Below are 26,846 nucleotides of genomic sequence, written 5' to 3' on the forward strand. Positions count from 1 at the left end.
TATCGTAACTGAGAGCAATCGTCTACAATCTATTTGAGCGAATTGCAAAAGGACCAAGACTGAACAGTCTTGGTCCTTTTGCTTATTTATTGAATCGATTTGGATAATCCGTTATCCAGCCATCTATATAAGGAGGCGGATTAAGAGTGATTGGTTCTGTTCCAGTCATTCCATAAACCCGAATCTTTTTCCCGGTTTGAAGGAGATTGGTCAAAAAGGGCTCTTTCAACAACCGTTTGTGAAAATGGAATCCATCTGCACATGAATACTGTTTAAGATTAGTCCAATCTACGCTTTTCTTTCCAATAAGAAAGGCTGTTTCCATTCGTTCGCTTTCCTCTTTGACCACTTCAAGTAAGCGATAATCAAATGAGGAAATATGAACATTGCCCATAACAGAAACAATATCAACAATCATTTTGATCAATTCAGGGCGATCCGAAACCGTTTCTTTCAATTCAACATTAAGTGCTAAATCATGCATTTCGCAAAATGACACCGCTTCTATCAATGTCGGAATGCTATGACCACAGAATAAACGTCTATATCTTCTTCCCACTCGAATTCTCATGAGCTCTGTACTTGTCATGGATGAAATCATTTTCCGAATGCCAGCAAGCCTAGATAATCCTGGATCGTGGATGACAAACGGCACTCCATCTTCTGTCAATTGGACATCTAGCTCGATGCCGCCAGCACCTTGATCGACAGCCTTCTCAAATGCTTTCATTGTATTTTCAAAGCAGATGCCAGAAGCGCCTCGATGTGCAAAAACTGTAGGATTAGACATTTAAGACGCCATCTACGATTTCAAAAATGCCTTTTGCACCTACATGAAGCGTAGACGATTTCAATCCAATTTGAATGATTGTACCTGGATAAGCTTCTCTTGTCACTTCAATTTGAGCGGGAACTGCTTGCTTAATTTTACGCAACCCAAGTTGAATTTCTTTATCTAGTTCAACTATGGCATCTCTATTCGATTCAATCGTTTCCAACATTTTTTCAAAGGCTTCTGCCTGTGGCCCCTTCAGAAGACTTCCACTATTCCTAAATGGGAGAGCGTGTTGCTCAAGCTTTTCGATGATTCCTTGGCGTTCTTTCAAACTTTTAGCCATTTCTTGAATTTCCATATACATTACTTCCTTGTCAATCCCTTTTGCACTAAGGATTGTCTTCCGTTCATGACTGTTACCCGCAAATGCACATTCAATTTTATAAAGTGCCTCAATTTTCCCACCAATAATTTTACCTTTGTTTTTATCAATAAATACAGATTCTGCGATAATTTCTGCGCCGAGTAAATATAAACCGACATGTACTTCTTTTCCATACAGTTTGCAATTGTTCGCGTGTTTAACAAAAATATTACCTCGCGCTTCGACAATCGTCAATCCACCGCCGAAAATCCCACCTTTTATGTAGATGTCTCCCTCAGATGACTGTATCTCCTTCGCATTTATGATACCTTCATTACCTTCTACAGAAATATCTCCAGTCGCATTTACTGAAAATCCTGCAATGACTGTTCCTAATACAACAACTGATCCGTCAAATTTAATCGAGCCAGTTTCAGGTCCTACATCCCCGCTGACAATTAACTGCTTCCCTACACTAATGATACCGTCAATGCTTTCCAAAGCCCCACCGTGTGACGCCCTCAGAACTACTTTGTCCGCTTCTTGTTCATCAGACACTGATTTCCTGTCAAAGTAAAGTTTCACATCATCCCCTCGCCGCGCAGGAAGATCGTTACCTAAAACATCCTTACCATCAATGCCCTCTTGTGCCGATGTTTTCTCGCCAAGCCAATCACCTTGCTTGATAGGCGTAACGAAATTCATTTCAAAATAATCAGCAGAACCGTCTTCACGGATCATCGGCCTTCTTTCAGGTATTTCTATATATGATACGACTGCATCTTTACCTTTTTGTGGCTTTCTCCCTACAGCTGCGATAATCGATTCACCCGGTTTAAACGGCTCATCTTGCAAAGTTGTTCTGCCGTAAATCACTCCGGCATCATCAAGCACTTTATCAGCCTGATTTAGGATTGATTGTCTATTTTCTTCAAATTCCTTGGTTGACACGTTTATGTAAAGTTGAGCAATCATTTTATCAGCAGCAATAGCTATTTCTATAGTTGGAATCCAATTGCCTATTATATGTTCTGCCTCTAGTTCAGTAAGCGCTTTCCTTAATATCGGGAATGAACTGATTTTTAATCGTGGATGTTCACGCGTAATTGAATCGAATGATTTAAGTGGAAAACCATTCTTCTTAGTGCGCAAGATCACTTTTTCCTCTTGTACTAAAAGATCGAAAAACTCATTTTGAACTAACACTGCCGCTTCATCCTTTCCCTTTTATCCATTATATAACATCCTCAACCTATTTGTCAGATTAATTAATCTCTAGTTTAAAAAAGCCTACCACACGAAAATAGATTCGGAGAGTAGGCGTAGCTATTACCATAACTAGGTGTTTTTCAATCAGCTAGCCATATGTTCAAGTTGGAATTGATAGGCTTTTCATGCTCTCACTGACAACGATATATTAATTTATGAATGCAGGTGCATCGTCATTTTCAACCTTAGTTTATCACTCGATTAAGCATATAGGAACCTACCTATGGGATAATTTCTCATGAGTTGTTGTATCTTCTCTTATGGCTCTTCTCTGTTTATAATTTAGTACCAAAGTAAATAGGTTGTTTTTTCACTATTTTTTCAGTCCATATAAAAACAGTGATTCAATTCTTATTTTTAAACATTTAGTTAGCCCAAATGTACTTATATTATGAGTTTCATTTTTTCTATCACTTTCGTTAAAGTAGAAATTGAGGTCAATGTGTCAATTTCTACTTTTTCTAAGGAATGGTTTGCCCCTAGAATTAGCTCAATGTAAAAAGTAGTTTTCTTTTTTTATTTGTTCAACTTGCTCTAAGTTATTTTTATTTATTCAACTTGCTCTAAGTTATAATGAGGGTCTTTGTCACAAATAACTAGCAAGCCTTGGTGATTACTTCTTAATATATCTTTATATAACATTTTTATAATCTACGACATCACTATATCCGATTATTCTATTAAGCTGCCTTATAATTGAACTGTTATATCCTCAATATTTATATGTCCCTATACAAAGGACCTGTTACTTTGTCCAAGTTCCAGTACGTCAGAATACGTTGTTTTTTGCCAATCTCTTACACTTGGAACACAAACCTCTTTGCGACTGCTTCCACTAATTCGCGAAAAATCATCTCGGTTACGAAGTTTTCGCCTTTTACTGGATCGTTTACCTTTTCCTCCTTTTAAGAATCCTGGAGCCAGGTGACTCGATGTCATGGCAGTTCAGGATACCTATCAACCACTAGTATCTAAAATCGATTAGAGTCGTCAGAACAGCGTCGTAATGCCTGTAAACGTAAAAATCGACCTGTCCGCATTTACGCCGATAGGTCAATTTTCGATTCCGCAGAAATATGTGCTACACTACGGGCACGTACGGTTCGGTAATTTGTTGCAAAGATTACGTAAATTTCATAGGAATGATGACCGGTTTAATAATAATAAAAGTGCCCATTCACTGTTTCAAATAACATAAAACGCTTTCATAGCAACGATTAGCTCGCCATATGCTCAAGACGGATTTTATCTGCGATCATCGCGATGAATTCAGAATTCGTGGGTTTGCTTTTCAAATGGTGCACAGTGTAGCCAAACATTTTGGAAATGACATCGTAATTTCCACGGTTCCATGCGACTTCGATTGCGTGGCGAATTGCACGCTCTACACGGGATGCTGTCGTATTGTATTTTTTTGCGATCTCCGGATAAAGTACTTTCGTCACTGAACCAAGCAAATCGACGTCCGTATAAACCATTTGAATCGCTTCACGAATGAACGCATAGCCTTTAATATGAGCGGGTACACCAATCTCTTTAATAATTGCTGTAATTGTAGTATCTAGCACTTTTTGGCTTACTGTTCCTGGCGCATACTCTCCGCTAGCTTGGGCTATCGGAACTATTGGTTTTCTTGTTCCTGCTACTTGGAATATCTGGTTTGCAAGTCGGTCGAATTCAAACGGTTTAAGCATGAAATAGGAAGCTCCTAGACTCGCCGCTTGTGTCATAACATCTTCCTGCCCAAATGCCGTCAACATAATTATATGAACATCGGCAGTTTGTGCATTTCCACTCAACGTTTCCAAAACCGCAATTCCATCAAGATGTGGCATGATGATATCAAGTAATAAGACATCTGGCTTTTTTTCTTCCAACATCGACAGACATACTTTTCCGTTATGCGCCGTCCAAATGACTTCGATTTCAGGATGTCTTTCAAAATATGTCATCATAGTCCTCACTAGTTCCTTGTTATCGTCAGCAATCGCGACTTTCAGTTTATCCATTCCCATTTCCCCCTTGTACGTTTATGACGACTTCTTTCCCTAAACATTAGCAACATTCTCTTAACTACACAAGGGAAATTTCGACGAATAGTGGAGTAACCCTCTTTTATTTAGCAAAAATGAAACTTCTGACATATGGTTTCCCTAAACTTCGACTAATTCTATTCTTTTCTCAACGTTTGTCGAATCGTTCTCGCTAAGCTTAACACGACAGGACAAAAGGGCCAACTCATTATACGAGTTGGCCCTTTTATTAATTTTCCCCGCTACGCATTTTCTCCAAAAATAGGGCTGCACCTTTTTTAGGATCATCGACAAACATATGCGTTACCGCGCCTGCAAATTGCCCGTTTTGGATAACGGGACTTCCACTCATCCCTTGCAAAATTCCTCCGGTTGCTTTGAGCAATTCGGGATCTGTTAAAACGAAATGGAACTGGTCTTGTTCTACTTCTATAATTCGAATTGAAAAGGATTCAACTTTTGTCCCTTTAATCGTTGTGTAAATTTCAGCAGCGCCTTCTTTTACTTCTGCTGGCTGCATAATCGTTAAAGGTTCGGTTAACACTTCCTTATAGTCGCTGTTCCACGACCCGAAGATGCCATAAAGACCGTTTATTCGAATCGTCCCTAAAAAATCATCATCATCGACAATCGTTGAAATTTTATAACCTGGAATTCCGGGCACGCTTTTTTTAATTTGATCGATTTCTGAAAGATAAATCGCTCCTGTTTTAAACGAAGGTGGTGATTTCAGTGCACTGTCGATGATCTGATGACCGAGCGCTCCGTATGTCCCTTTGTCCGGATCGACATACGTCAAGGTACCTGTCCCTTCTGTTCGATCTTTCAGGAATGGAAGGAGACGTTTCATCGCTTCGCCATCTGCTAGGATTTGACTGCTTTCCTCGTTTCTGATGACGTGCAATACGATTTCTTTTTTGTCTCGCATTGAGGATGATACTTTTTCGTACTCATGAAGGGTACTGACTGCTACATCGTCTAATTGTCCGATTAGATCACCTGCCTTCAACCAGTTATCTTTACTGATCATGACATCATTTGTGATGTAGACTCCCGACAAATCCATTTTAATACCAATCGATTGTCCCATCGGTATCAGCGTTCCATCTTTAGCAAATGCTGCATTTGTAGTGAATGGCATGACAAGTAAAAGCACAGAAAACGAAACGGCCAACTTAAACTGTCTACTCCATCCCATATTTCACCTCCCTTAATAAGATACTGTTGGTATGTCCGTTCAGGGGAATGTTATGAAAGGGTAAATAAAGCAAAAGTGGAACGTACATTAATTTCATTGCATTTTGTAACCGATGAGTAAAAAAATAAAAAAACGTGCATAATGTAGTATGCACGTTAAGTGATTATCTAAACGATTTCTTACGTTCTGCGGCCAATTTCAACAATTCTTCCGCATGCTTTAATGTTAATGGCGTAGTTTCAGCTCCAGACAACATCCTGGACAATTCTTCAGTCCTGTCTGATTCGATGACATCATGAATTTCCGTCATCGTCCTATCACTTATTACATTTTTTTTAATGAGGTAATGGTGATCCGCCATTGCGGCGACTTGCGGTAAATGAGAAATACAAAGCACCTGAGAATCTGTTGCAATTATTGCTATTTTTTCCGCAATTGCTTGTGCAACTCTTCCGCTTACACCCGTATCCACTTCGTCAAAAATAAGTGAAGTAACTCCTTGATGTTTAGAGAATATTGTCTTTATCGCTAACATTATACGGGAAATTTCACCGCCCGACGCTACTTTTACAAGTGGTTTCAACGGTTCCCCAACGTTTGTCGAGATCAAGAAGTTCACATCGTCATATCCATTTGAATCGAAAGTACCTGCTGCTTTTCGAGTAATTTCCACTTTAAAAGAAGCTTTTCCCATATGAAGTTGCTCCAGTTGTTCCATAATTGCATTTTCTAATTGAATAGACGAATTTTGGCGGATAATTGATAACTCTTCTGCTTCGATTTCAAGATCTTGGAGAAGTTGCGCAAGTTTTTCCTGCTCGGCAAAAAGACGTTCATCCCTACTTACTAAGTTTTCAAGTTCCTCTGTGATTTTATCACGATACAAAAGAATGTCTTCAATCGTTTTGCCATACTTCCTTTTCAAGGAGATGTGGAGTGCTAGGCGCTCTTCAACTACTTCGAGTCTTGCAGGATCAAATTCCATATCATCAAGTATACTTTTGAGCTCGTGTGCAGTATCTTGTAAGGCATAGAAACTTGTTGCAATCGTTTCAGCATGCAGTTTCAAGCTTTTATCGACCGACGCTGCATCCTCCATATCACTCATCGCAGAACCGACCCAGTCAAGCGCATGTGTATCTCCACTGATTGACACATATGCGGTATTCAATCGCTCAAATAAGCGATTGAAGTTTTGAAGCTTTTGTTTTTCTGCTTCGAGTTGGTCCTCTTCACCAATAACGAGTCCAGCTGCATTAATCTCTTTTAGCTGGAATGAATACAAATCGATACGTTGTGCAACTTGTTGCTCATTATCGTCTGCCTTCTCAAGCTTCCGTTTCAGTTTTCGATAGCTTTCATACAGCTCGAAATAGTTTTCATAGGCATGCTCTAGTTTTTCACCCGCAAAATGATCGAGTAAATGAATATGACTTCTTTCATGCATTAATTCCTGATTTTCGTGTTGACCATGTATGTCAATCAACTGTGAACCAATTTCTCTCAAAATTGCGATCGTCACAAGCTTTCCATTGACACGGCAAACCGTTTTCCCATTTGAATTCAAATCGCGCCGCAATATAACAACGCCATCCTGTGCATCAATACCAAATTCAGCTAATTGTGCAATAATAGGATGCGATTCTTCTTCAATAGTGAAAAGCCCTTCCAGTTCGGCTTTTGTTGCTCCATGACGGATAAATTCCTGTGATCCTCTTCCACCCGCAAGTAGTTGGACAGCATCGATAATAATAGATTTTCCCGCGCCTGTTTCTCCAGTTAATACGGTTAGGCCTTCATCAAATGTTATTTCAAGGTTTTCAATGATTGCAAAGTTTTTTATGGAGATTTCACGTAACAATTGCTTTCACCTCTTTCAGAGCATCGCCAACAGTTTTTCTTTCACTACTCCTGTCAGTGATTCATCACGACAAATAATCAAACTCGTATCATCGCCACAAATCGTTCCAAGAATTTCATCCCATCCGAGATGATCCATTAAAGAACCGACAGCTTGTGCATTGCCAGGAAGCGTTTTCAAAACAATAAAATGACCTGCTGCATCAATACTGACAAATGCATCAGTTAGCATTCGGTGAAGTTTTTGTTCTGTATTGTACTTATGTACGGGTGGCAAACTGTATTTATAGCTACCATCAGACAAAGGGACCTTAATAAGATGCATTTCTTTTATATCACGTGAAACGGTCGCTTGTGTCACGTCCACTCCCGCTGCTTTTAGGCTATCTACGAGCTGATCTTGTGTTTCTATTTCAAAATTCGAGATAATATCACGAATACGAATTTGCCTATGCCCTTTATTCATACTAATCACTCCCATACCATAATAATATCTTACTTCATACTGTACCACCCATTATTTCATCCAACAAGAATAGCACGCAAATTAATGCGTGCTATTGCAGTTCCTTGTACGCTTCTTCGACAAGATTGTCGAATGAAACATCGTCAAATGATGTCAAAGCATGATCTTCCGAAGTCAGGTGGAATAGAAACTCAATATTCCCTTCCCCGCCAGTGACAGGAGAATATGAAATTCCGCGAAGACTGAAACCTTCTTGTATAGATGCATCAGCGATTTTTCTTAAAACTTCAAGATGAATGGATTTTTCCCGGACAACACCTTTTTTCCCTACTTTTCCTTTTCCAGCCTCAAATTGAGGCTTTACAAGGACCATGACGTCGCCACCGTCTGCAAGAATGCGTTTTAAAGCAGGTAGGATAAGCGTCAATGAGATGAAGGATACGTCTATTGTTGCAAATTGAGGTATGCCCTCGGTGAAAAGTTCTGGTGTAGCGTGTCTAAAGTTTGTTCTTTCCATTACAGTTACGCGCGGATCCTGACGTATTTTCCATGCCAGCTGATTGTACCCAACATCAAGCGCGTAGCAATGTGACGCGCCATTTTGAAGGGCACAATCTGTGAAACCGCCCGTTGACGACCCGATATCCAACACAATTTTGCCGTTAACGTCAGCATCAAACTGCTCAAGCGCTTTTTCGAGCTTCAGGCCACCCCGACTGACATACTTCAGTTTCGAACCTTTGACTACAAGAGGTGCATCCGCAAAAATTTTTTCGCCTGGTTTATCGAGCCTTGTTTCAGCGGTAAAGATGATGCCCGCCATAATGGAGCGCTTTGCTTGTTCCCTTGTTTCAAAGAGACCACGCGCGACCAGAAGGACATCTACCCGCTCTTTCGGTATACGATTTGTCATACTTGTTCCCTTTCCACTGCTTGCATTTTAATAAATGATTCCATATTCTCAACTAGATGACCTGCAGTCATACCGATTTCTGCAAGTAGTTCGTCAACATTCCCATGTTCAATGAACTGATCTGGAATGCCCATCCGTCTAATTGGGGCAACGTTCTGAAGTGTGTCATGTGCATATTCAAGTACAGCACTGCCGAAACCGCCAGCGAGAACCGCCTCTTCAACTGTTATAATCGGCATTCCTGTTGCAAAAATTGTATCTAACATTGCCGTATCAAGTGGCTTGATGAATCTTGCATTTATGACTTTTACATGAATCCCTTTAGCAAATAATATGTTGGCGGCTTCCAATGCCATCGGAATTGTTGTTCCAAATGTCAAGATGACGCCATCATGGCCTTCACGTAGTACTTCCCATGAGCCAATCGGGATTGGACGTAATGTTTCATCCATAGTTACACCGAGTCCATTTCCTCTTGGATAACGCATTACTATAGGTCCTTCATCATAATCTATAGCCGTTTTCACCATATGCTGACCTTCGTTTTCATCTTTCGGCATCATAATAACCAGATTCGGCATATGCCTTAAGAATGCAATATCGAAGACGCCCTGATGCGTTTCACCGTCTGCGCCAACCAGCCCAGCACGGTCAATACCGATAAAGACGTTTAGGTTTTGTCTAGAGATATCATGAAGCATCTGATCGTAAGCTCGTTGCATAAATGTCGAATAAATTGCTAAGAACGGTTTCATCCCTTGCGTCGCAAGACCTGCTGCCATCGTCGTTGCATGCTGTTCAGCAATACCGACATCAAAGAATCGATCCGGGAATTCCGCTGCAAATGATTCTAATTTCGAACCGACAGGCATTGCCGGCGTTATTGCGACGATACGTCTATCAACTCGAGCAAGTTTTTGAACCGTACCTGCAACAAGTCCACTCCATGAAGGTGCCACTGAAGAAGATTTGACGAAATCACCTGTCTCGATTTTATAAGGTCCTGTGCCATGCCATGTACCGATTTTATCGTCTTCGGCCGGGCTATATCCCTTGCCTTTTTTCGTAATAACATGAAGCAAGACAGGTCCATCCATTTTCTTGGCGTATTGAATATTGCGTTCAAGATCATTGAAATCATGCCCGTCGATTGGTCCAAGATATGTGAAGCCAAGTTCTTCGAAAAAGACACCCGAAACGAGAAGATATTTCAAACTATCTTTCACACGCTCCGCAGCAGCAGCAAGTTTACCGCCAACCGCCGGAATTTTTTTCAATATATATTCAAGTTCATCTTTTGCACTATTATATTTACCGGCAGTTCTTAACTTTCCAAGGACTGCATGAAGCGCACCGACATTTGGAGCAATTGACATCTCATTGTCATTCAAAATGACAATCATGTTGGTTTTTGCATGACCGATATGATTAAGTGCTTCAAGTGCCATACCACCTGTTAGCGCACCGTCTCCGATGACCGGTATTACATAGTTCGAATCTCCCTTGACATCTCGTGCAGCCGCCATTCCCATAGCCGCCGAAAGAGAGGTAGAACTGTGACCTGTTTCCCAGACGTCATGATCGCTTTCAATCATTTTGGGGAATCCGCATAAGCCTTTGAATTGCCTAAGCGTATCGAAATCACCAGCACGACCTGTTAAAATTTTATGGACATATGCCTGGTGGCCGACATCCCAAATGATTTTATCATCAGGACTATCAAAATGACGATGCAAAGCAATTGTCAATTCAACTACTCCAAGATTAGGCCCTATATGACCACCAGTAACTGATAACTTTCCAATAAGAAATTTCCGAATTTCTTCTGCTAATTCCACCATCTGATCCCTATTGAGTTTTTTAATAAAAGATGGATTAGTAATTTCTGTGAGTTCCATCATTATCACACACCTTCACATATTAATTGCCACGGATAATTCTGAACTGCATACATTATATCAATAAGGACGATCAGCACAACAATTTAGTTCGCTTTACGACTCTCGTTCGACGATATAATCCGCGAATAACCCTAGAAGCGGATGCTCCGCTTCCAAAAAAGCAAGAGATTCTCTTGCGGATTGGTGATGTTCTGCCAGACGTGCCATTGCACCCTCTAGACCAAGCAGTGATGGGTACGTGGACTTCTCACTTAACGCATCGCTTCCTGCAGTCTTTCCAAGTTCTTCAGTCGTAGACGTAATATCTAAAATATCGTCCTGTATTTGAAATGCGAGTCCAATATGGTAAGCAAAGTCTTTCAACTTTGCAGACTTTTCTTCATCTAAACCGGCTAATATGGCACCAGCACCAATACAAAATGACAATAAAGCCCCTGTTTTATTTACATGTATTGTTTCAAGCTCCGATAAAGACACGCTTTTTGTCTCGCCTTCAATATCAAGCATTTGTCCGCCGACCATTCCTGTCGCTCCAGAAGCGTCCGATAGTAAACGGATGATTCGAATAGTGTCTTGTGCGGATGTATCTGATAAGTGAGTTAAACTTCCAAATGCCAGCGTCTGTAGAGCATCTCCTGCAAGTACAGCAACCCCTTCCCCATACACGATATGGTTCGTCGGTTTACCGCGCCTAAAATTATCATCATCCATACATGGCAAATCATCGTGAATGAGGGAATACGTGTGCAGCAATTCAGCAGCACAAGCTACCGTCAAAGCATCTTTAGATTCCACGCCAAGATCTTCGAGCGTGGCTAGAACGAGGAGAGGTCGGATCCTTTTTCCACCGGCATTGATTGAATAGGCCATCGAGGATTTCAATGTTTCAGATACATTCGTAGCCGCAAGCAAGCTATTCAATTTGGCATCGATAATAGGTAATTTTTTTGTGATAAATTGTTGTAATTCATTATGCATTCGACTCAGAACCTTTCGCAGGATCGAATTCTGCCTTATTGCCATCTTTGTCGATAATGGAAATGAGTTGTTTTTCAGCATCCTGTAATTTCCCGTGGCAATAAGCGGATAGTTCCATCCCTTTTTTGTAAAGTGTAATTGCATCCTCAAGTGGTACGTCCCCTGTTTCAAGCTTTTGGACAACTTCCTCTAAGTTAAGCATCGCTTCTTCAAAGCGGATTGGCTCTTTTCCCAATTAAATTTCCTCCCCTTCATGCAATGTAATCTTTTGGACCATCGCTTCTACGGTTCCATCTTGCAAGCGTATTTGAATGTTTCCACCAACCTCAAGCGATTTGGTAGAATTAGCAACTTCGTTGTTCTGATAAACAATCGAATAGCCGCGCTCCATAATAGTAAGTGGGTTAAGTGCCTTTAGCATACGAACAGATGCATGGAAACGATCACTTTGTATGCGAACGTCTTGATGAACTCCCCTAGTCAAACGTTCCGTGAGTGCCACTGTATTCCTGTGACCTTCTTTGATTCGCTGTTCAGGTGAGAAAGTGGACAGCATACTATTTAACCTTTGGTATTGGGATAGCCGGTGGCCTGTAATATCTTGTCCGCTTCGTAAGAGTCTGCCCTCAAGTCCAATCAATCTATCAGTGAACGGACGATAAAGACGCTCGGGAAATTGAAGTGGATAGGATGTTTGTAAGCTTATAAGATGTTTGCGTTCATTTTTTATCTGATTGGAAAGTGAATTATAAATAGCACGTTTCCGGTCCAATAGCCTTTCAAACAACTCGTCACGTGCAGGAACGGCCATTTCAGCTGCAGCTGTCGGAGTAGGTGCCCTTCTGTCCGAGACAAAATCGGCAATTGTCGTGTCGGTTTCATGCCCGACAGCGCTGATAACCGGAAGTCGGCAAGAAAAGATTGCTCGTGCTACCGACTCTTCATTGAACGCCCACAGGTCTTCTATAGAACCCCCGCCGCGTCCAACGATGAGAACATCGATGGAACCATATGTATCTGCCTGTTCAATTGATTTGACAATGGAAGGTGCGGCTTGCGGTCCCTGAACAATCGCAGGAAACAAAATGATTTCTGCAAGTGGATAACGTCTTTCAATTGTTGAACAGATATCTTGAATTGCGGCACCTGATTGCGCCGTAACTACACCGATTTTAGTTGGAAACAAAGGTAGCGGTCTTTTCCAACGCGCATCGAACAATCCTTCTTTCCCCAGACTCTCTTTCAATTGTTCAAACGCGAGATAAAGCGCACCGATACCATCAGGTTGCATTGATTGGACATATAATTGATAGTTTCCGCTCGTTTCAAAAACTGTTACATCGCCTGTAATCAGTACGTTCATGCCATTTTCAGGCTTGAATTTAAGACTTGATGCGCTAGAACGGAACATCGCTGACTGGATCCTACTTTTTTCATCTTTCAAGGTGAAGTATATATGTCCGCTCGGATGACTTTTAACGTTCGACAGTTCCCCTTTAACAAATACATTACGTAAATGGGGATCTGCATCGAACTTCCGTTTAATGTATTTCGTTAATGCTTGTACAGACAAGTGTGGGTGTCCGGCCAACAGTCCCGCCTCCCGTTTCTTGACGTATAGAAACGCTGTCTTTTCAATGAAAAACAGCGTCCGTCCGGTTTTTTATAGTTGTTGTGAACATCTTCCCTCTGCAGAAGCCTGTTCTGCACTATGAAGTGTGTTTTTCAGTAACATCGTAATTGTCATCGGACCTACCCCACCTGGAACCGGTGTAATAGCTGAAGCTTTCGTTTTTGCCGATTCGAAATCGACGTCTCCGCATAATTTACCATTTTCATCGCGGTTCATACCAACATCTATAACGACAGCGCCTTCTTTAATGTGCTCATCTGTGATGAACTTTGTCTTGCCTATTGCGACAATGAGAATATCAGCCTGTTTCGTAAATGAAGCTAAATCCTTGGTTTTAGAATGACAGTATGTGACTGTCGCATCGCGCTGTAAAAGCAATTGACCCATCGGTTTTCCGACAATGTTACTGCGTCCAACGATAACAGCATGCTTACCGCTGATTTCAGTATCTGTTCGTTCGAGGAGTTTGATGATACCGTATGGCGTGCATGATAGAAATGCTTTTTGACCAATAATCATTTTCCCAACATTTTCAGGATGGAATCCATCTACATCTTTTGTCGGGTCAATTGCACTGATGACTAGGTTTTCGTCAATATGGTCGGGTAACGGAAGCTGAACCAGAATACCATGAATTGAATCATCATTATTCAGCCGTGTGACATGATCGAGTAACTCCTTTTCGGATACTGTGACTGGAAGTTCAATCAGTTCCGATTTCATGCCCACTTCCGAACTTGATTTCTGCTTGTTCCTAACATATGTACGGGAAGCCTGATTCTCGCCAACCAGAACGACCGCAAGCCCCGGCTGACAACCGTGCTCTTTCAAAGCAGTTACTCTTTCCTTGATTTCGTCTCTGATCTCTTGCCCGATTACTTTTCCATCAATCAGTTTTCCAGTCATCATGATACCTCCAAATGGTTTCAATTATTTTTCTTCAAACTTGGATAGTACACCGTTCACAAAACGGCCTGATTTTTCATCGCCGAATATTTTACATAGCTCGATTGCCTCATTCAAGACCACTCTATGTGGTACTTCCTCATTGAACAGCAATTCATAAACTGCGATTCTCAAAACAGTCCGCTCAATTTTCGGAAGTCGGTCCAATGACCAGTGTTCCAGTTTTCCTGTGAGGACCTCATCTATTGCTTCTTTATTTTGCACAGTTCCCCGTACAAGCTGTTCATAAAAACGATTTGCTGGTTCTTCAACAATGTAGTTAATTGCTTCATCTACACTCAATTCTGTATTATCAAGTTGAAAAAGGGTTTGTACTGCTTTTTCACGTGCTTCTCTTCGTTTCATCTTCTTATTCTCCTCCACTACCATATCTCTAGGGCATTATCATAGCATAAACAGGTTGCCGGATACAGTAAGACAAGTTGAAAAGCATCATCCGGCTGGACGATGCTTTTCAGATCATTCCGTTTCCGCTCCAGCCTCAAACTGGATCCCTGTAATATGGACATTGACTTCTTTCGTTTCAAGGGAAGTCATGTGGAAAATTGCATGACGAATTTGCTTTTGGATATCCACGGCAATGGCAGGTACAGAATAGCCGTATTCGACAACGCAATATACGTCAATCGTCAGACCCTCTTCAGACCATTCCGTTTTGACCCCTTTCCCATGGTTCACTTTACCGAACTTTTCCGCAACTCCAGTGGCAAAGTTTCCTCTTGTATTCGCGACGCCTTTTACTTCCGTCGTCGCAATTCCGATAATCACTTCAAGAACTTCGGGAGCAAGCTGGACACGTCCGAGCTCACCATCCCCCGCCGGAGCCATCCCGACGAATGTTGGAATTGTTTTATCAGTCATTCCAAGTCCCCTCCCTTTCAGTTCATAATCGTGTATCTTTCAAGAAATTTCGTATCGAAATCTCCTGATTTGAAGACTTCATTATCCATAAGCTTCAAGTGGAACGGGATAGTTGTTTCGACACCCTCAATGATAAATTCATCAAGTGCACGTTTCATCCTAGCTACCGCTTCTTCCCTTGTATCTGCATGAACAATTAGTTTCGCAACCATCGAATCGTAAAACGGCGGGATTGAATAGCCCGTATACATGGCAGAATCTACCCGAACACCAAAGCCGCCTGGAGGCATGTACATAGTTACTTTCCCCGGTGAAGGCATAAAGTTTTTCGACGGATTTTCTGCGTTGATGCGGCATTCGATTGACCAACCATTGATTTTAATATCTTCTTGGCGATAGGCAAGTTTTTCACCTGACGCAATTTTCAGTTGCTGTTGAACCAAATCAATTCCTGTAATCATCTCTGTAATCGTGTGTTCTACTTGGATTCGCGTATTCATTTCCATGAAGTAGAATTTTTGATTGATATGATCGAAAATGAATTCAACTGTTCCAGCACCCTCGTAATTGACAGCTTCTGCCGCTTTGACCGCCGCGTCACCTACTGCTAATCTCAGTTCAGGTGTCAGAGCTGGTGATGGCCCTTCTTCAACAAGCTTTTGCATTCTGCGCTGAATCGAACAATCACGTTCTCCTAAATGAATTGTATTACCATATTTATCAGCAAGTATTTGAACTTCGATATGGCGGAACACTTCAATAAACTTCTCAATGTAGACTCCAGGATTGCCGAAAGCAGCAGCAGCCTCTTTTTGAGTGATTTTGATTCCATTGATTAATTCTTCAGCGTCCCTTGCAACACGAATTCCTTTACCGCCGCCGCCTGCTGTAGCTTTGATGATAACTGGAAAACCGATTTCTTCAGCGATTCGGAGACCATCTTGTTCATCAGCAACGATTCCAGTAGAACCTGGAACAATTGGCACACCTGCTTCTCGCATTGTTTCACGTGCTACGTCTTTCGTACCCATCCGTGAAATATTGTCCGAAGTAGGTCCAATAAATTCAATGTTAACCTCTTCACATAGTTCGGCGAAACTCGCATTTTCCGCCAGGAAACCATATCCCGGATGAATTCCATCGCAACCAGTTAGTTTTGCAACACTGATGATATTTGAAAAATTTAGGTAGCTGTCTTTAGATAATTTTGGACCGACGCAATAAGCTTCATCTGCTAATTCGACATGAAGAGCTTCCTGATCAGCTTCTGAATAAACCGCGACTGTTTTCATACCAAGTTCTTTACAAGCCCTGATAATACGTACGGCAATTTCACCGCGATTAGCTATTAAAACCTTCTTCATTTTTCATTCCTCCTTAATTAGCTCTTACAAGGAAGAGAGGTTGTCCGTATTCAACGAGCTGACCGTCTTTTACGAGAATCTCAACGATTTCCCCTGAAACTTCCGCTTCAATTTCATTGAATAGCTTCATTGCTTCTACGATGCACACGATAGCTTCCGATTTCACGCTATCACCTTTTTGTACATAAGCTGGTACATCAGGGGACGATGCTGAATAGAATGTTCCAACCATCGGTGATGTAATTTTGTGCAGCGATGGGTCTTCCACTTGTACTTCAACAACGGGTACAACTGGTGTTACCTGTTGAGGAGCAATTACTTCTTCTGTTCTCTGAACTTGCTCAGCAGAAACTCCCTGTTGAACAGATTGTTCTTGTTCGACAACTGTTGTAGCTACTGCAGCTTGTGCCGCACTACCTTTTTTTAATACGAGTTTTGCACCATCTGATTCATAAGTGAATTTTTCAATTGAAGATTGATCAATTAGTTTAATAATTTCACGGATTTCTTGAATTTTTAGCATGATCGATTCTCCTGACTCCATTATAATTATGTTCTTTAACTATTTTAGCTGTTTTCGTCCCATATTGAAATAGATAATGGTTATTTACATTAAAGTTTGCTGTTAAAGAACAAAAGCATAGGCGTATGTTTAGCCCCGATATGTAGGAGGGATGCAGTTCAGTCTCACCCGGAAGGCCAGTAGGCAAAGGCCTAAAGTGACAGAGGAAGGCAGTTTAATTCCGCGACATCCTGTTGCAATAGCTGCATGACCCACGTCGTGTGGGCCAAGGGATAGGCGCTGGAGTCTAGACGTAAAATCTCTACGTTACAACTTCTCCACAGTACGAGATTTTATTATCTCCTCTATAATAAAAAAAAGACCCTATTTAGGGCCTTCATTTTCCATATTCATTCCATGTCACCAGTAAAAGTAATATTCACTGCTTTTGCGTCTTTCCAGCTCGTCATGACGTAATGAGTAATCTCTTCCGCCATTTTAGATGAATGGCCTTCGTTGGAAAGGACAGTAATTTTCACTGCACCGTCTTCATTGTAGACAAATGCTTCAGGATATCCCATTGCTTTAATTTGTAATTCCATTAGCGCCTCAGCCGATTCGCGTTTAGTCAGCTGACCCATCTCTTCGTACACCTTGTTTTTTTCTTCGGCTGTATCAGACGTTAATATTTTAGACAACAATTGCTCCCCAATTTTGCTTCGTTCATCACGGATCTGCATTCGCATTTCTTCGAACACAACTGCTTCTGCGAAGACTGGTTGTGTTTTTTCTGCATCATTCGAGTTTTCGACCAGTTGTACAGCGCTTTCTGAGTCTTTGAAAATGTTGATCCCATCGAACGGCATTGGTGATTTTTCCTTGATGTAATAGATGGAAATGACTGCAACTAGACTGAGCAATGTTAAAAACCATACTGTTCTTTTATTCGTTCTCATTAGTGTTCCCCCTATTATTCATTTTAGCGATGACAATTCGATGTTCGGGCAGCTGGAGGACGGTTGACAGGATCTTCGATAGTTCGTTTTGAATTTTGAAGTCTTCCGCACCTTCCGCAACGACAAGAACGCCTTGTAGCTCACTTCCCTTTTTAGCCGATGCAGTGGACGTTGAAAAGTAATCGGTTAGCTGATTAGTAGACTCCCTATTTTCATAATGGAAATATAACGAAATTTCCCCGATCCCTTCAATTTTCATCAGCGACTCTTGTAGTGCTGCAAATTCCCCGCTCTCCTCCTTCTTTCCCTTCTCCCCCCCGATGACTCCAAGACTAGAATTGATGAAAATGATGACCAGGAGAACAATCGTCCCGAGGAGGATCGTATGGGTTTTCCTTGTTGGTTTGTGCATATTATCACCATTTCCACTCATTGTGCCGCTTGTACGACCTGTCATCAATGAATCATTTTATGCAGTTTCATAGAAGGCTATGACCAAAAATCTTGAAGAATGATTGAATCATCCAAATGCCCATAGCGAGTTTAACAATTGGCAGGAAATTTTCTTCTGTTTCATTTGGAAATAACAACAGAATTGTTGAAGCCAAAAGGGTGATAAGAAGAACACCTATTAAAAAAGACTCCATTCCACGCCTCATTTCATCGTAGTAATCAACTTCACAAGGATTATTGAAAAAAGTGCAGTATAGATAAACGCAAAAGCTATTAAAAAAGAAACAGCACATAACACAAATAACGTTCTCCCAATATCGTCCAAAATTCCAGTGATATCTTCATTCGCAAATGGTTCAATGAGTGCTGCGGTCCATCTGTAGAAAAACGCGGTAAGGAGTGTTTTAAACGACGGAATGAGTGCAACAGTCCAAATTGCCGATATAAGCCAACCTCCAGCGAAAACACTCGCCCCCGACGAATATCGACCCATCGTTCCCATGCTTTCGGTCATAAATGAACCAATAAGAGGGACGTTTTGACGTATCAGCTCTTTAATAGGTTCGCTCGCTAGCCCAGTGAGCGCCCAAGTCATCGTGCCTCCCACGGTTATAAAAATGGAGTAAGCTGCAACGACGGCCGAAACCGTTCCCAGAAGGGTCGTCCGAATTAAATCTGCCATTTTAGTAAACGGAACGGCCGGTAGTATCCTAGATACAAGATCTAAGATAAGTGCAGCTGTTAAAAGTGGTATCAGTACTTTCTCCGTGAGGACAATTGCACCATTTGCAAATAACAGCATTGCAGGCTGAAAGTTCAGCATACTGAATGCTCCACCCGCAGCAACCATGCTGGCAGTCAATATCGGATAAATAGAAATGAACATCATCGATATCGAGTTTGCAATATCACGAATGAGAGTTAGATGTTCAAATGCGGGTTGCAATACAACCGTTACAACAATAAATATCAAAATCATCCTCGTCCATTTTGCAAACGATGGGAACAAAAAATCTACCAACAATGCCATAAAAGTTGCAATGATGATAATGACAAAGCTTGACAATACGGTTCCGAGTATCGATTCTATAAAAGAAATCATGGATGCCCCGCCTGTTCATTTTGTAATGAGTTTTGAAAGGATTTCGATTAATGCGGACGTCTGCTGCATCCACAAAGTCAGTATGACAATTTTTACAGCGAAATGAGCTACTGCGGCAAGTGAGCCGTATCCTGCCTCTTCGATATGTTTTGCGATGAGCTCAGAGACATAAAACAGAATGGCACTGCCGATTAATAATTTTGCAAATGGATCAGGTAATGGTTCAAACAAAGCGACAAAATATTTTCCGAACGGAAAGACGATTGTATTAAGCAGGTGGAAGAGAAAATAGAAAAAAATAGATGCATACAAAATTGGTTGCAATTTAGGTACAGTAAATGAAATGAGGAGGAGAATAAGGAAGACAACAATTAACTGAATTAAGGTTAACATCAGACTGACATCGACAACCACTGGAAAAACTCCGTGATTTCAGTGAAGAAAATCTTCAGGAAGCGGAGCATTTCAGCAGTGATATAGATATAAGCGATGAAAAAAAGAAAAAAGGAAAACTCTTTCCTGCCAGTTTGTTCGAAAAAGATATGCAGAAAACCGATGACTAATCCGATACCGGCAACGCGTAGCAAATCATTTAATTCCATCCGGTATTCCCCCCATTGCACTATCCTATGTGCAGGGGACCTGTCATATGCAAAAAAACACCTTGCATCCCGATTTGGAATGCAAGGTGTTTTTTGAGTTTTCATAAAGTAAACTGGCAAAAGAACGATTCTTCCTTATGCGCGAGAAACGTATTCAGATTCCACTGTGTTAATGATAAGTTTATCTCCGATGTTAACGAAGAATGGCACTTGAACCACAACGCCAGTTTCCATTTTAGCTGGTTTAGAACCACCGCTCGCTGTATCGCCTTTAATACCCGGCTCAGTTTCTGCAACTTCAAGGACAACTGTTACAGGTAGTTCAACACCAAGTACTTCATCTTTAAACAAGATAACATGAACTTCCATATTTTCTTTTAGGAACTTCAATTCGTCTTCAATCTGCTTCTCTGGAAGTTCAATCTGTTCGTACGATTCGTTATCCATAAAGACATGCTCGTCTCCATTTGCATACAAATATTGCATGCGGCGGTTATCAATTTGTGCTTTCGCCACTTTTTCTCCAGCACGGAACGTTTTTTCATTGACGTTGCCTGAACGTAAGTTACGCAGTTTCGAACGAACGAACGCCGCACCTTTACCTGGTTTAACGTGTTGGAAATCCATAACGCGCCAAATATCCCCGTCAAATTCGATTGTTAATCCTGTTTTAAAGTCGTTTACTGAAATCAAGATGATTCCTCCAATTAATAATAGATTATAAGATAAGTAGTTCTTTTGTTGAATGTGTTAAACGTTCGTTACCATTTTGTGTCATAATGATATCGTCCTCGATACGGACACCGCCGATTCCAGGAAGATAGATACCTGGCTCAACTGTGACAACCATATTTGGCTCAAGTACCGTTCCAGAACGGAAAGATAATGCCGGTCCTTCGTGCACTTCAAGACCGATACCATGTCCCGTTGAATGACCAAATGCTTCACCGTAGCCTTTAGATATGATGTAATCGCGTGCAATTGCATCCGCTTCTATTCCGGTCATACCCGGTTTAATCTCTTTTAAAGCAAGTTCTTGTGCTGCAAGAGTCACTGCGTAAATCTCTTTCAGTTTATCAGAAGGTTCACCGACAGCGACAGTACGCGTAATGTCAGAAATATACCCTTCATACAACGCGCCGAAATCGAGCGTAACAAGATCTCCTGATTCGATTACTTTGTCCGTTGCAACTCCATGTGGAAGTGCTCCGCGTAAACCAGATGCCACGATAATTGAGAAGGAAGATGAAGTTGCCCCTTGTTTACGCATCGCAAACTCAAGTTCATTTGAGACTTCTAATTCCGTCACGCCCGGCTTGATAAATGTACAAATATGCGTGAATGCATCATCTGCAATTTTAGCTGCTTTTTTCAAAATAGCTAGCTCATCTTCTGTTTTCACCATACGCAGTTTTTCGACGAGTCCCGAAACAGGTTTTAGATCCGCTTCGACTTTTCCATTATATAGTTCGTAAAGACCAAATGACATATCATCTTTTTCAAAACCGATTGTCCGAAGCTTCATGTTTTTCGCTTGCTCGGCCACTTCTTCAATGATGGTAGTCGTATGCTGAACGATGCGGAAGCCATTGATTTCTCGTTCCGCCTGTTCAGTATAACGGAAATCTGTAATGAACACTGCATCGTCAGACGAGATAAGAGCAAGTCCTGCTGTCCCCGTGAAGCCAGTCATATAACGACGGTTGTACGAGTTCGTAACGAGTAGTGCATCAATGCCATTTTCTGTTAACAGTTCACGTAGTTTTGTCAATTTCACAGTTTCATACCCCTTTTCCCCGGAGAAGGAAAGCGTGGAAGGCGAGTTCATATCCGTCCGTGCCGAATCCAGCTAACTGGCCGATACAGACTGGCGCAATAACGGATGTCTCTCTGAACGGTTCACGGCTATGTATGTTCGAAATATGGATTTCGATGACAGGTACATCAACAGACGCGACAGCATCACGCAGAGCGATACTATAATGCGTAAACGCACCTGGATTGAAGACAATACCATCCAAGCCAGCGTCTTCTGCTTCATGGATTCGGTCGATTAAAGCACCCTCCCAGTTAGATTGGAAGAATGATAGTTCAACACCATGTAACAAAGCCACTTTGTCTAATTTACGTTCAACGTCTTCCAATGTTTCTGCGCCATAAATACCCGGCTCTCTCTTTCCGAGCCTGTTAAGATTGGGTCCGTTCAGAATTAGTAACTTCATCGCCACACCATTCCCCTCACCGTTGTCTATCCCATTTTATCATATCGTTCTTTTGTAGCAACTCATTTTACACTTTCATCCGAAAGTTTCTTCATAAAAACGGCCGTACCAGTAATAAACCTGAAAACTATAGCCATAACGGCAAAATATGGGAGTGATATGGATTTTATAGCTTCTAAAGGTGTTTTCGGTGAGCCAATCGTCCATTCGACTGCAAAAACAACGATAATTCCGATGATTAAGGCAGTAATAGATGGAGGAATTGACGTTGTGAATGAAACCGCAAAATAAACAATAATATATAACAATACTAGCGCTACAAAAAGCAAAGCCCATTTGATTGTGAAATGTGCCGAAGCGAACAACTGCCACTTTTTTGCCCAGCCAACAGGCGACCAGCTTATAAAATTAAATGACTGCAAAAATTTAAGTGCTATTGTGGTGAAAAAGGCGCCAATTAACGCGGTCCATATTAATGTTTTATTAATCATGAAAATCCCTCCTGTACAAAGTGTCGGGAGGTTCAGAACATTTTAAACATCATTGTGGAGTGTATGGCTGTTTTTTAGTATAATGAATTATAGGATTTAGTTGATATAAAAGAAAGCGTGGGTAAATGTATGGGAAAAGAACAACAACCTCCCGCTTACGGGGGACAAGCACTTGTCGAAGGGGTAATGTTCGGCGGTAAAAATCATACTGTGGCGGCAATTAGACGGAAGGACGATACAATCGATTACTTCCATCTGCCTAAAGAAAAGAATAGTGTCCGGATGAAACTGAAAAAAATCCCATTTGTTCGGGGGATCGTTGCATTAATCGAATCCGCTGGCGTCGGATCGCGGCATTTAACATTTTCAAGCGAACGGTACGATGTAATGCCGGGAGAAGAAATAGAAAAGGAAGAAGAGACTTCAAAATTAGCGATGGTTCTTGGTGTCGCTGCGGTCGGAGTATTATCTCTGCTTTTCGGGAAATTTGTTTTCACACTTATCCCAGTTTTTCTTGCACAAGCATTGCAGTTTGTTGCTCCAGGGAAAACTGCCCAAATTTTACTTGAAAGTTTGTTCAAACTTATTTTGCTACTGACGTATGTTTCCCTCATCTCGATGACTCCCCTTATTAAACGGGTATTCCAATATCACGGGGCTGAGCATAAAGTAATCAACGCTTATGAAAACAAATTGCCCATGACAGTCGAAAATGTTCAGGCACAGTCAAGACTTCATTTCCGTTGCGGCAGTAGTTTCATGCTATTCACTGTAATTGTTGGGATGTTTGTCTACTTCCTCGTGCCGACCGACCCATTTTGGTTACGCATTGTGAACCGGATTCTTCTTATTCCGGTTGTGCTTGGTATTTCTTTCGAGGTTTTACAATTAACAAACTCACTTCGTAACGTTCCAGTACTGAAATATTTAGGTTATCCTGGATTATGGCTTCAGTTATTGACGACAAAAGATCCGGATGACAAGCAAGTAGAAGTTGCAATTGCTTCATTCGAAAGATTGTTAGAGATTGAAGAGCATGGCGCTGTGGCTATGGAAGTTGTAACGAAGAGCGATTCTGAAACAGAAACAGAAACTGTTCCTGTAACTTAAGAAAAGCGGAAGCTGCCAATTATGGCTACTTCCGCTTTTTCATTTAATTAGGTATTATTTCTTAAATGTCCAGTCGTCATTTGCATATTTAGTACGTTCAATTTCGAAGACATATTGGAGCTGTTGCTCTGTTAATTCCATAGGTTCCAGTTCCATATCGAGCGCTAATTCAAATCCTTTTGAAAACGCGTCCGCACATTCGCTAACCGTCACTGGACGGTCAACCAATCTATCGATCGCTACCGCTTTCTCAGGCAAGCTTGTACGCATTTGTTCACGCTGCACTTCTGACTTGAATGTAAAAAGGGAAACGAGCTTATCAACATCCAGACTTAGAAGTATCGCACCGTGCTGCAAAATGACACCTTTCTGTCTCGTCTGCGCACTGCCAGCCACTTTCTTTCCTTCAACAACAAGTTCATACCAACTAGGCGCATCAAAACACACGGCGCTTTTTGGTTTTTTTAAATCATCGCTCTGTTGCGCCGTTTGGGGCACTGAAAATGTTGCATCCAGCCCAAGATTACGGAACCCTTCAAGCACACCACCCGAAATAACGCGGTATGCTTCCGTAACCGTTTCAGGCATATTCGGATAACTTTCACTGACAATTACGCTGTATGTAAGTTCATGTTCATGGAGAACGCCTCTTCCTCCAGTAGGTCGCCTGACGAAACCAAGCCCATGTTTTTTCACTTCATCCAAATTTATTTCTTTTTCAACACTTTGAAAATAACCAATCGACAGTGTCGCCGGCTCCCATTCATAAAATCGAAGCACTGGACCAATTTCCCCTTTACTATGCCATTCCAGCAATGCTTCGTCGAGCGCCATGTTGAACGAAGCGCGGCATTTCCCTGAATTAATGAAGTGCCAAACCTTTTTCCCCATCCGAATTCCCCCCTTCACAACGACTATCATTTTAACATTCCCATCAACACTTAGGCTATCTATTTTCATCATCTAAGATCAAAACACCATCCGTCATGTTATATACCTTGTCACAATAGCCAACTAAACGGGTATCATGCGTGACCACAATAGTCGTAGTGTTCTTATTCTTAGTTTCATTTTTCAACAGTTCCATCACTTCATAGGCACGATCTGAGTCTAGGGAAGCCGTTGGTTCATCAGCTAAAATAATAGATGGATTACTATAAAGTGCTTTGGCAATTGCCACTCGCTGACGTTCACCACCGGACAAATCAGCTGGATATTTAGAACGCAAGTCGCCAATTCCCAAGTCTTCATAGAGTTCTTCGAGTTGTTTTTTTGTCATATTGTCTTTTTTCACTTGATCCAACAGTTTTAATTGATTTGCGACAGTTAGGAATGGGACAAGATTAGACGCCTGTAAAATGAATCCAATTTCCTTCAGCCGAATTTTTGACCGTTCCTTTTCATTTAAATCCGCAAGATTCTTATCGTTAATTATTACATCTCCTGAAGTAGGCGTAAGAAGCCCGCCCACAATCGTAAGGAATGTGCTTTTGCCCGAACCTGAAGGACCGATAATTGCGATAAGTTCTCCTCTTTCTGCAATGAAGTCAGTTGCCTTCATTGCTTCAACTTGTTTATGACCGCTGCCAAATGTTTTTTTCACTTGAATTAATTCTAAAACTGCCATCATTTATCCTCCTATCGCTTTCAATGGATCGATTCGCACAATTGTAAGGACCGAGAACAATGCGCCCAATATCGCAACGGCAATCAGAATCATTCCATAGATGAGCATACTTACAAGGTCAAATGCAACAGGCACCGCACTTGGTAAAAATGCTCCCGTAATTAACGCGAATCCAAAACCTATGGCTACACCAATTGCCGACAATAGGAATGTCTGTGCAACGACTGAGCGAGACAGATACCTATTCGAGATGCCTTGTGCTTTCATAACACCAAACATACTTATCTTCTGGACTGTCAATACGTACAAGAAAATTGCTACGATGACCGCCGAAATAACAAACAAGAAATAGATCATGAAATTCAACGTCAAATTCTGTTCTGTATAACCAGGTAAACTCCGTATGAAAGTTTCAATCTCAATAGCTTCGAGTGAATCATCCCGAATGAGACCTGAAGTATCCCCAGTTCGGACAACAATTCCATTTATGCTTTCCTTATTCGCCTCAGCCGCTTCTCCAAACTTGACCCGTTGGAAAGTGGTAAGGTCACTATAAAGTACTGGAGCTGCATTAAATCGCGCTTTGTCTGTGAATCCGACAATTGTTAAAACTTCATCGGAGGAAGATAGTTGCAATTCATCGCCTACTTTAAATCCGTCTTCCTTTAATGCATCACTCGCGACCACTTCGTTACTGCCTGCAAATACTTCTCCTTCCGTAACCTTTGGCATTATGAATTCATCTTTATTTATCCCAAAAATAGAGACGTTGCTCTTCTGATCTCCGTTTCCTGCGATAGCATTTATTTGACCAATTACAGCAATTTCCTTTGTATCGATATTATCCACATCAGCCAGTTTAAGAGATGATTGATTCATACTTTTGTCTGATTCCTCAGTCAAAATGATTGATGTCGCTTCCCATTTGTCGACGGATTCTCGATTCATATTTTCCAAGCCATTTGCGAGACCTGATAGAAAGAATACTAAATATGAAACGAGCATTAATATTCCTATGATTAATGTAAATCGCAATTTATTCTTTTTAATTTCATTCCAAGCTAAAAACATTGTCTCACATCCATTCTTTTTATATAGTAATATACCATAAATCGGCTTACACTTCGTTTCATACAATTTTACAAGTTCTATATCCTGTGAGGAAGACCAATCTAGTCTAACTTGTTTCTCAATTTAGGA

General features: G+C 41.2%; 30 protein-coding genes. 1 reads left to right on the forward strand and 29 read right to left on the reverse strand.

Translation table 11 applies throughout. The features are described from left to right. Positions 1 to 82: 82 nt before the first annotated feature. From ACGLYD_RS09340 to ACGLYD_RS09465, 26 genes are all read right to left on the reverse strand, one after another. Positions 83 to 790 (reverse strand): glycerophosphodiester phosphodiesterase family protein, encoded by a 708-nt coding sequence (locus ACGLYD_RS09340; RefSeq protein ID WP_187044993.1) that lies wholly within the window; start codon positions 788 to 790, stop codon positions 83 to 85. Continuing rightward, on the reverse strand, positions 783 to 2,345 hold the full coding sequence (locus tag ACGLYD_RS09345; RefSeq protein ID WP_399632586.1) for a DUF342 domain-containing protein: 1,563 nt from the start codon (positions 2,343 to 2,345) through the stop codon (positions 783 to 785). The genes ACGLYD_RS09340 and ACGLYD_RS09345 overlap by 8 nt, the downstream gene beginning before the upstream one ends. A 1,280-nt stretch (positions 2,346 to 3,625) precedes the next feature. Further along, complete coding sequence (gene spo0A, locus ACGLYD_RS09350; protein ID WP_067209873.1) at positions 3,626 to 4,417, reverse strand: sporulation transcription factor Spo0A; 792 nt, start codon at positions 4,415 to 4,417, stop codon at positions 3,626 to 3,628. A 253-nt stretch (positions 4,418 to 4,670) separates the two neighbouring features. Continuing rightward, a complete protein-coding gene (locus ACGLYD_RS09355; protein WP_067209875.1) occupies positions 4,671 to 5,639 on the reverse strand; it encodes a SpoIVB peptidase S55 domain-containing protein in 969 nt (322 codons plus the stop codon). Between the two features lie 163 nt (positions 5,640 to 5,802). Next, entirely contained in the window at positions 5,803 to 7,500 is a 1,698-nt protein-coding gene (gene recN, locus ACGLYD_RS09360) for a DNA repair protein RecN (RefSeq protein ID WP_067209878.1), read from the reverse strand. 15 nt (positions 7,501 to 7,515) lie between these two features. Next, positions 7,516 to 7,965, reverse strand: a complete 450-nt coding sequence (gene ahrC / locus ACGLYD_RS09365; RefSeq protein ID WP_067209880.1) for a transcriptional regulator AhrC/ArgR — start codon at positions 7,963 to 7,965, stop codon at positions 7,516 to 7,518. 91 nt (positions 7,966 to 8,056) lie between these two features. After that, positions 8,057 to 8,878, reverse strand: coding sequence for a TlyA family RNA methyltransferase (locus ACGLYD_RS09370; RefSeq protein WP_067209882.1), 822 nt, complete (start codon positions 8,876 to 8,878; stop codon positions 8,057 to 8,059). Beyond that, positions 8,875 to 10,776, reverse strand: coding sequence for a 1-deoxy-D-xylulose-5-phosphate synthase (dxs, locus tag ACGLYD_RS09375; RefSeq protein ID WP_067213960.1), 1,902 nt, complete (start codon positions 10,774 to 10,776; stop codon positions 8,875 to 8,877). Before dxs ends, ACGLYD_RS09370 begins: the two co-directional genes overlap by 4 nt. A gap of 96 nt (positions 10,777 to 10,872) precedes the next feature. Then, positions 10,873 to 11,757: a polyprenyl synthetase family protein gene (locus ACGLYD_RS09380; protein ID WP_399632594.1), complete on the reverse strand. Its 885-nt coding sequence runs from the start codon at positions 11,755 to 11,757 to the stop codon at positions 10,873 to 10,875. Then, positions 11,750 to 11,959, reverse strand: coding sequence for an exodeoxyribonuclease VII small subunit (xseB, locus tag ACGLYD_RS09385; protein ID WP_067213961.1), 210 nt, complete (start codon positions 11,957 to 11,959; stop codon positions 11,750 to 11,752). Before xseB ends, ACGLYD_RS09380 begins: the two co-directional genes overlap by 8 nt. Positions 11,960 to 11,992: 33 nt before the next feature. Further along, complete coding sequence (gene xseA / locus ACGLYD_RS09390; RefSeq protein WP_067209886.1) at positions 11,993 to 13,348, reverse strand: exodeoxyribonuclease VII large subunit; 1,356 nt, start codon at positions 13,346 to 13,348, stop codon at positions 11,993 to 11,995. 72 nt (positions 13,349 to 13,420) lie between these two features. Continuing rightward, complete coding sequence (folD, locus tag ACGLYD_RS09395) at positions 13,421 to 14,296, reverse strand: bifunctional methylenetetrahydrofolate dehydrogenase/methenyltetrahydrofolate cyclohydrolase FolD (protein ID WP_067209889.1); 876 nt, start codon at positions 14,294 to 14,296, stop codon at positions 13,421 to 13,423. Between the two features lie 24 nt (positions 14,297 to 14,320). Next, positions 14,321 to 14,701, reverse strand: a complete 381-nt coding sequence (nusB, locus tag ACGLYD_RS09400; RefSeq protein WP_067209891.1) for a transcription antitermination factor NusB — start codon at positions 14,699 to 14,701, stop codon at positions 14,321 to 14,323. Between the two features lie 114 nt (positions 14,702 to 14,815). Continuing rightward, the gene (locus ACGLYD_RS09405) at positions 14,816 to 15,217 is read right to left on the reverse strand and encodes an Asp23/Gls24 family envelope stress response protein (RefSeq protein ID WP_067209894.1); all 402 of its coding nucleotides are present in this window, start codon (positions 15,215 to 15,217) and stop codon (positions 14,816 to 14,818) included. Between the two features lie 17 nt (positions 15,218 to 15,234). After that, on the reverse strand, positions 15,235 to 16,581 hold the full coding sequence (accC, locus tag ACGLYD_RS09410; RefSeq protein WP_067209897.1) for an acetyl-CoA carboxylase biotin carboxylase subunit: 1,347 nt from the start codon (positions 16,579 to 16,581) through the stop codon (positions 15,235 to 15,237). 13 nt (positions 16,582 to 16,594) lie between these two features. Continuing rightward, positions 16,595 to 17,104 (reverse strand): acetyl-CoA carboxylase biotin carboxyl carrier protein, encoded by a 510-nt coding sequence (gene accB, locus ACGLYD_RS09415; protein WP_067209900.1) that lies wholly within the window; start codon positions 17,102 to 17,104, stop codon positions 16,595 to 16,597. 389 nt (positions 17,105 to 17,493) lie between these two features. Then, on the reverse strand, positions 17,494 to 18,039 hold the full coding sequence (locus ACGLYD_RS09420; RefSeq protein WP_067209902.1) for a SpoIIIAH-like family protein: 546 nt from the start codon (positions 18,037 to 18,039) through the stop codon (positions 17,494 to 17,496). Next, complete coding sequence (locus ACGLYD_RS09425) at positions 18,026 to 18,496, reverse strand: hypothetical protein (protein WP_067209905.1); 471 nt, start codon at positions 18,494 to 18,496, stop codon at positions 18,026 to 18,028. The genes ACGLYD_RS09420 and ACGLYD_RS09425 overlap by 14 nt, the downstream gene beginning before the upstream one ends. Before the next feature lie 22 nt (positions 18,497 to 18,518). Further along, positions 18,519 to 18,686, reverse strand: coding sequence for a hypothetical protein (locus tag ACGLYD_RS09430; protein WP_156476043.1), 168 nt, complete (start codon positions 18,684 to 18,686; stop codon positions 18,519 to 18,521). Positions 18,687 to 18,694: 8 nt separating this feature from the next. Next, positions 18,695 to 19,594, reverse strand: coding sequence for a stage III sporulation protein AE (locus tag ACGLYD_RS09435; RefSeq protein ID WP_340764027.1), 900 nt, complete (start codon positions 19,592 to 19,594; stop codon positions 18,695 to 18,697). A gap of 15 nt (positions 19,595 to 19,609) precedes the next feature. Further along, positions 19,610 to 20,008, reverse strand: coding sequence for a SpoIIIAC/SpoIIIAD family protein (locus tag ACGLYD_RS09440; RefSeq protein ID WP_156476044.1), 399 nt, complete (start codon positions 20,006 to 20,008; stop codon positions 19,610 to 19,612). Then, positions 19,987 to 20,196, reverse strand: a complete 210-nt coding sequence (locus ACGLYD_RS09445; protein WP_067209912.1) for a SpoIIIAC/SpoIIIAD family protein — start codon at positions 20,194 to 20,196, stop codon at positions 19,987 to 19,989. The genes ACGLYD_RS09440 and ACGLYD_RS09445 overlap by 22 nt, the downstream gene beginning before the upstream one ends. 135 nt (positions 20,197 to 20,331) lie before the next feature. Continuing rightward, complete coding sequence (efp, locus tag ACGLYD_RS09450; RefSeq protein ID WP_067209913.1) at positions 20,332 to 20,889, reverse strand: elongation factor P; 558 nt, start codon at positions 20,887 to 20,889, stop codon at positions 20,332 to 20,334. Positions 20,890 to 20,914: 25 nt separating this feature from the next. Then, on the reverse strand, positions 20,915 to 22,024 hold the full coding sequence (locus ACGLYD_RS09455; RefSeq protein ID WP_399632602.1) for a M24 family metallopeptidase: 1,110 nt from the start codon (positions 22,022 to 22,024) through the stop codon (positions 20,915 to 20,917). After that, the gene (aroQ, locus tag ACGLYD_RS09460) at positions 21,978 to 22,418 is read right to left on the reverse strand and encodes a type II 3-dehydroquinate dehydratase (protein ID WP_067209918.1); all 441 of its coding nucleotides are present in this window, start codon (positions 22,416 to 22,418) and stop codon (positions 21,978 to 21,980) included. The genes ACGLYD_RS09455 and aroQ overlap by 47 nt, the downstream gene beginning before the upstream one ends. Before the next feature lie 62 nt (positions 22,419 to 22,480). Further along, entirely contained in the window at positions 22,481 to 22,909 is a 429-nt protein-coding gene (locus ACGLYD_RS09465) for a hypothetical protein (RefSeq protein WP_187045001.1), read from the reverse strand. Between the two features lie 129 nt (positions 22,910 to 23,038). Between ACGLYD_RS09465 and ACGLYD_RS09470 the strand changes: the two genes are divergently transcribed. Next, positions 23,039 to 24,019, forward strand: coding sequence for a DUF1385 domain-containing protein (locus ACGLYD_RS09470; RefSeq protein WP_338656455.1), 981 nt, complete (start codon positions 23,039 to 23,041; stop codon positions 24,017 to 24,019). A gap of 54 nt (positions 24,020 to 24,073) precedes the next feature. On the opposite strand, the gene ACGLYD_RS09475 is transcribed toward ACGLYD_RS09470, so the two are convergent. From ACGLYD_RS09475 to ACGLYD_RS09485, 3 genes are read right to left on the reverse strand one after another with little or no spacing between them, the layout of a single operon-like run. Next, complete coding sequence (locus tag ACGLYD_RS09475) at positions 24,074 to 24,910, reverse strand: biotin/lipoate A/B protein ligase family protein (RefSeq protein WP_067209926.1); 837 nt, start codon at positions 24,908 to 24,910, stop codon at positions 24,074 to 24,076. 55 nt (positions 24,911 to 24,965) lie between these two features. Further along, positions 24,966 to 25,646 (reverse strand): ABC transporter ATP-binding protein, encoded by a 681-nt coding sequence (locus ACGLYD_RS09480; RefSeq protein WP_067209928.1) that lies wholly within the window; start codon positions 25,644 to 25,646, stop codon positions 24,966 to 24,968. Between the two features lie 3 nt (positions 25,647 to 25,649). After that, positions 25,650 to 26,717, reverse strand: a complete 1,068-nt coding sequence (locus tag ACGLYD_RS09485; protein WP_399632606.1) for an ABC transporter permease — start codon at positions 26,715 to 26,717, stop codon at positions 25,650 to 25,652. Positions 26,718 to 26,846: the final 129 nt, after the last annotated feature.

The organism is Sporosarcina sp. SG10008, from assembly GCF_044569405.1.
GTDB classification, from domain to species: domain Bacteria; phylum Bacillota; class Bacilli; order Bacillales_A; family Planococcaceae; genus Sporosarcina; species Sporosarcina psychrophila.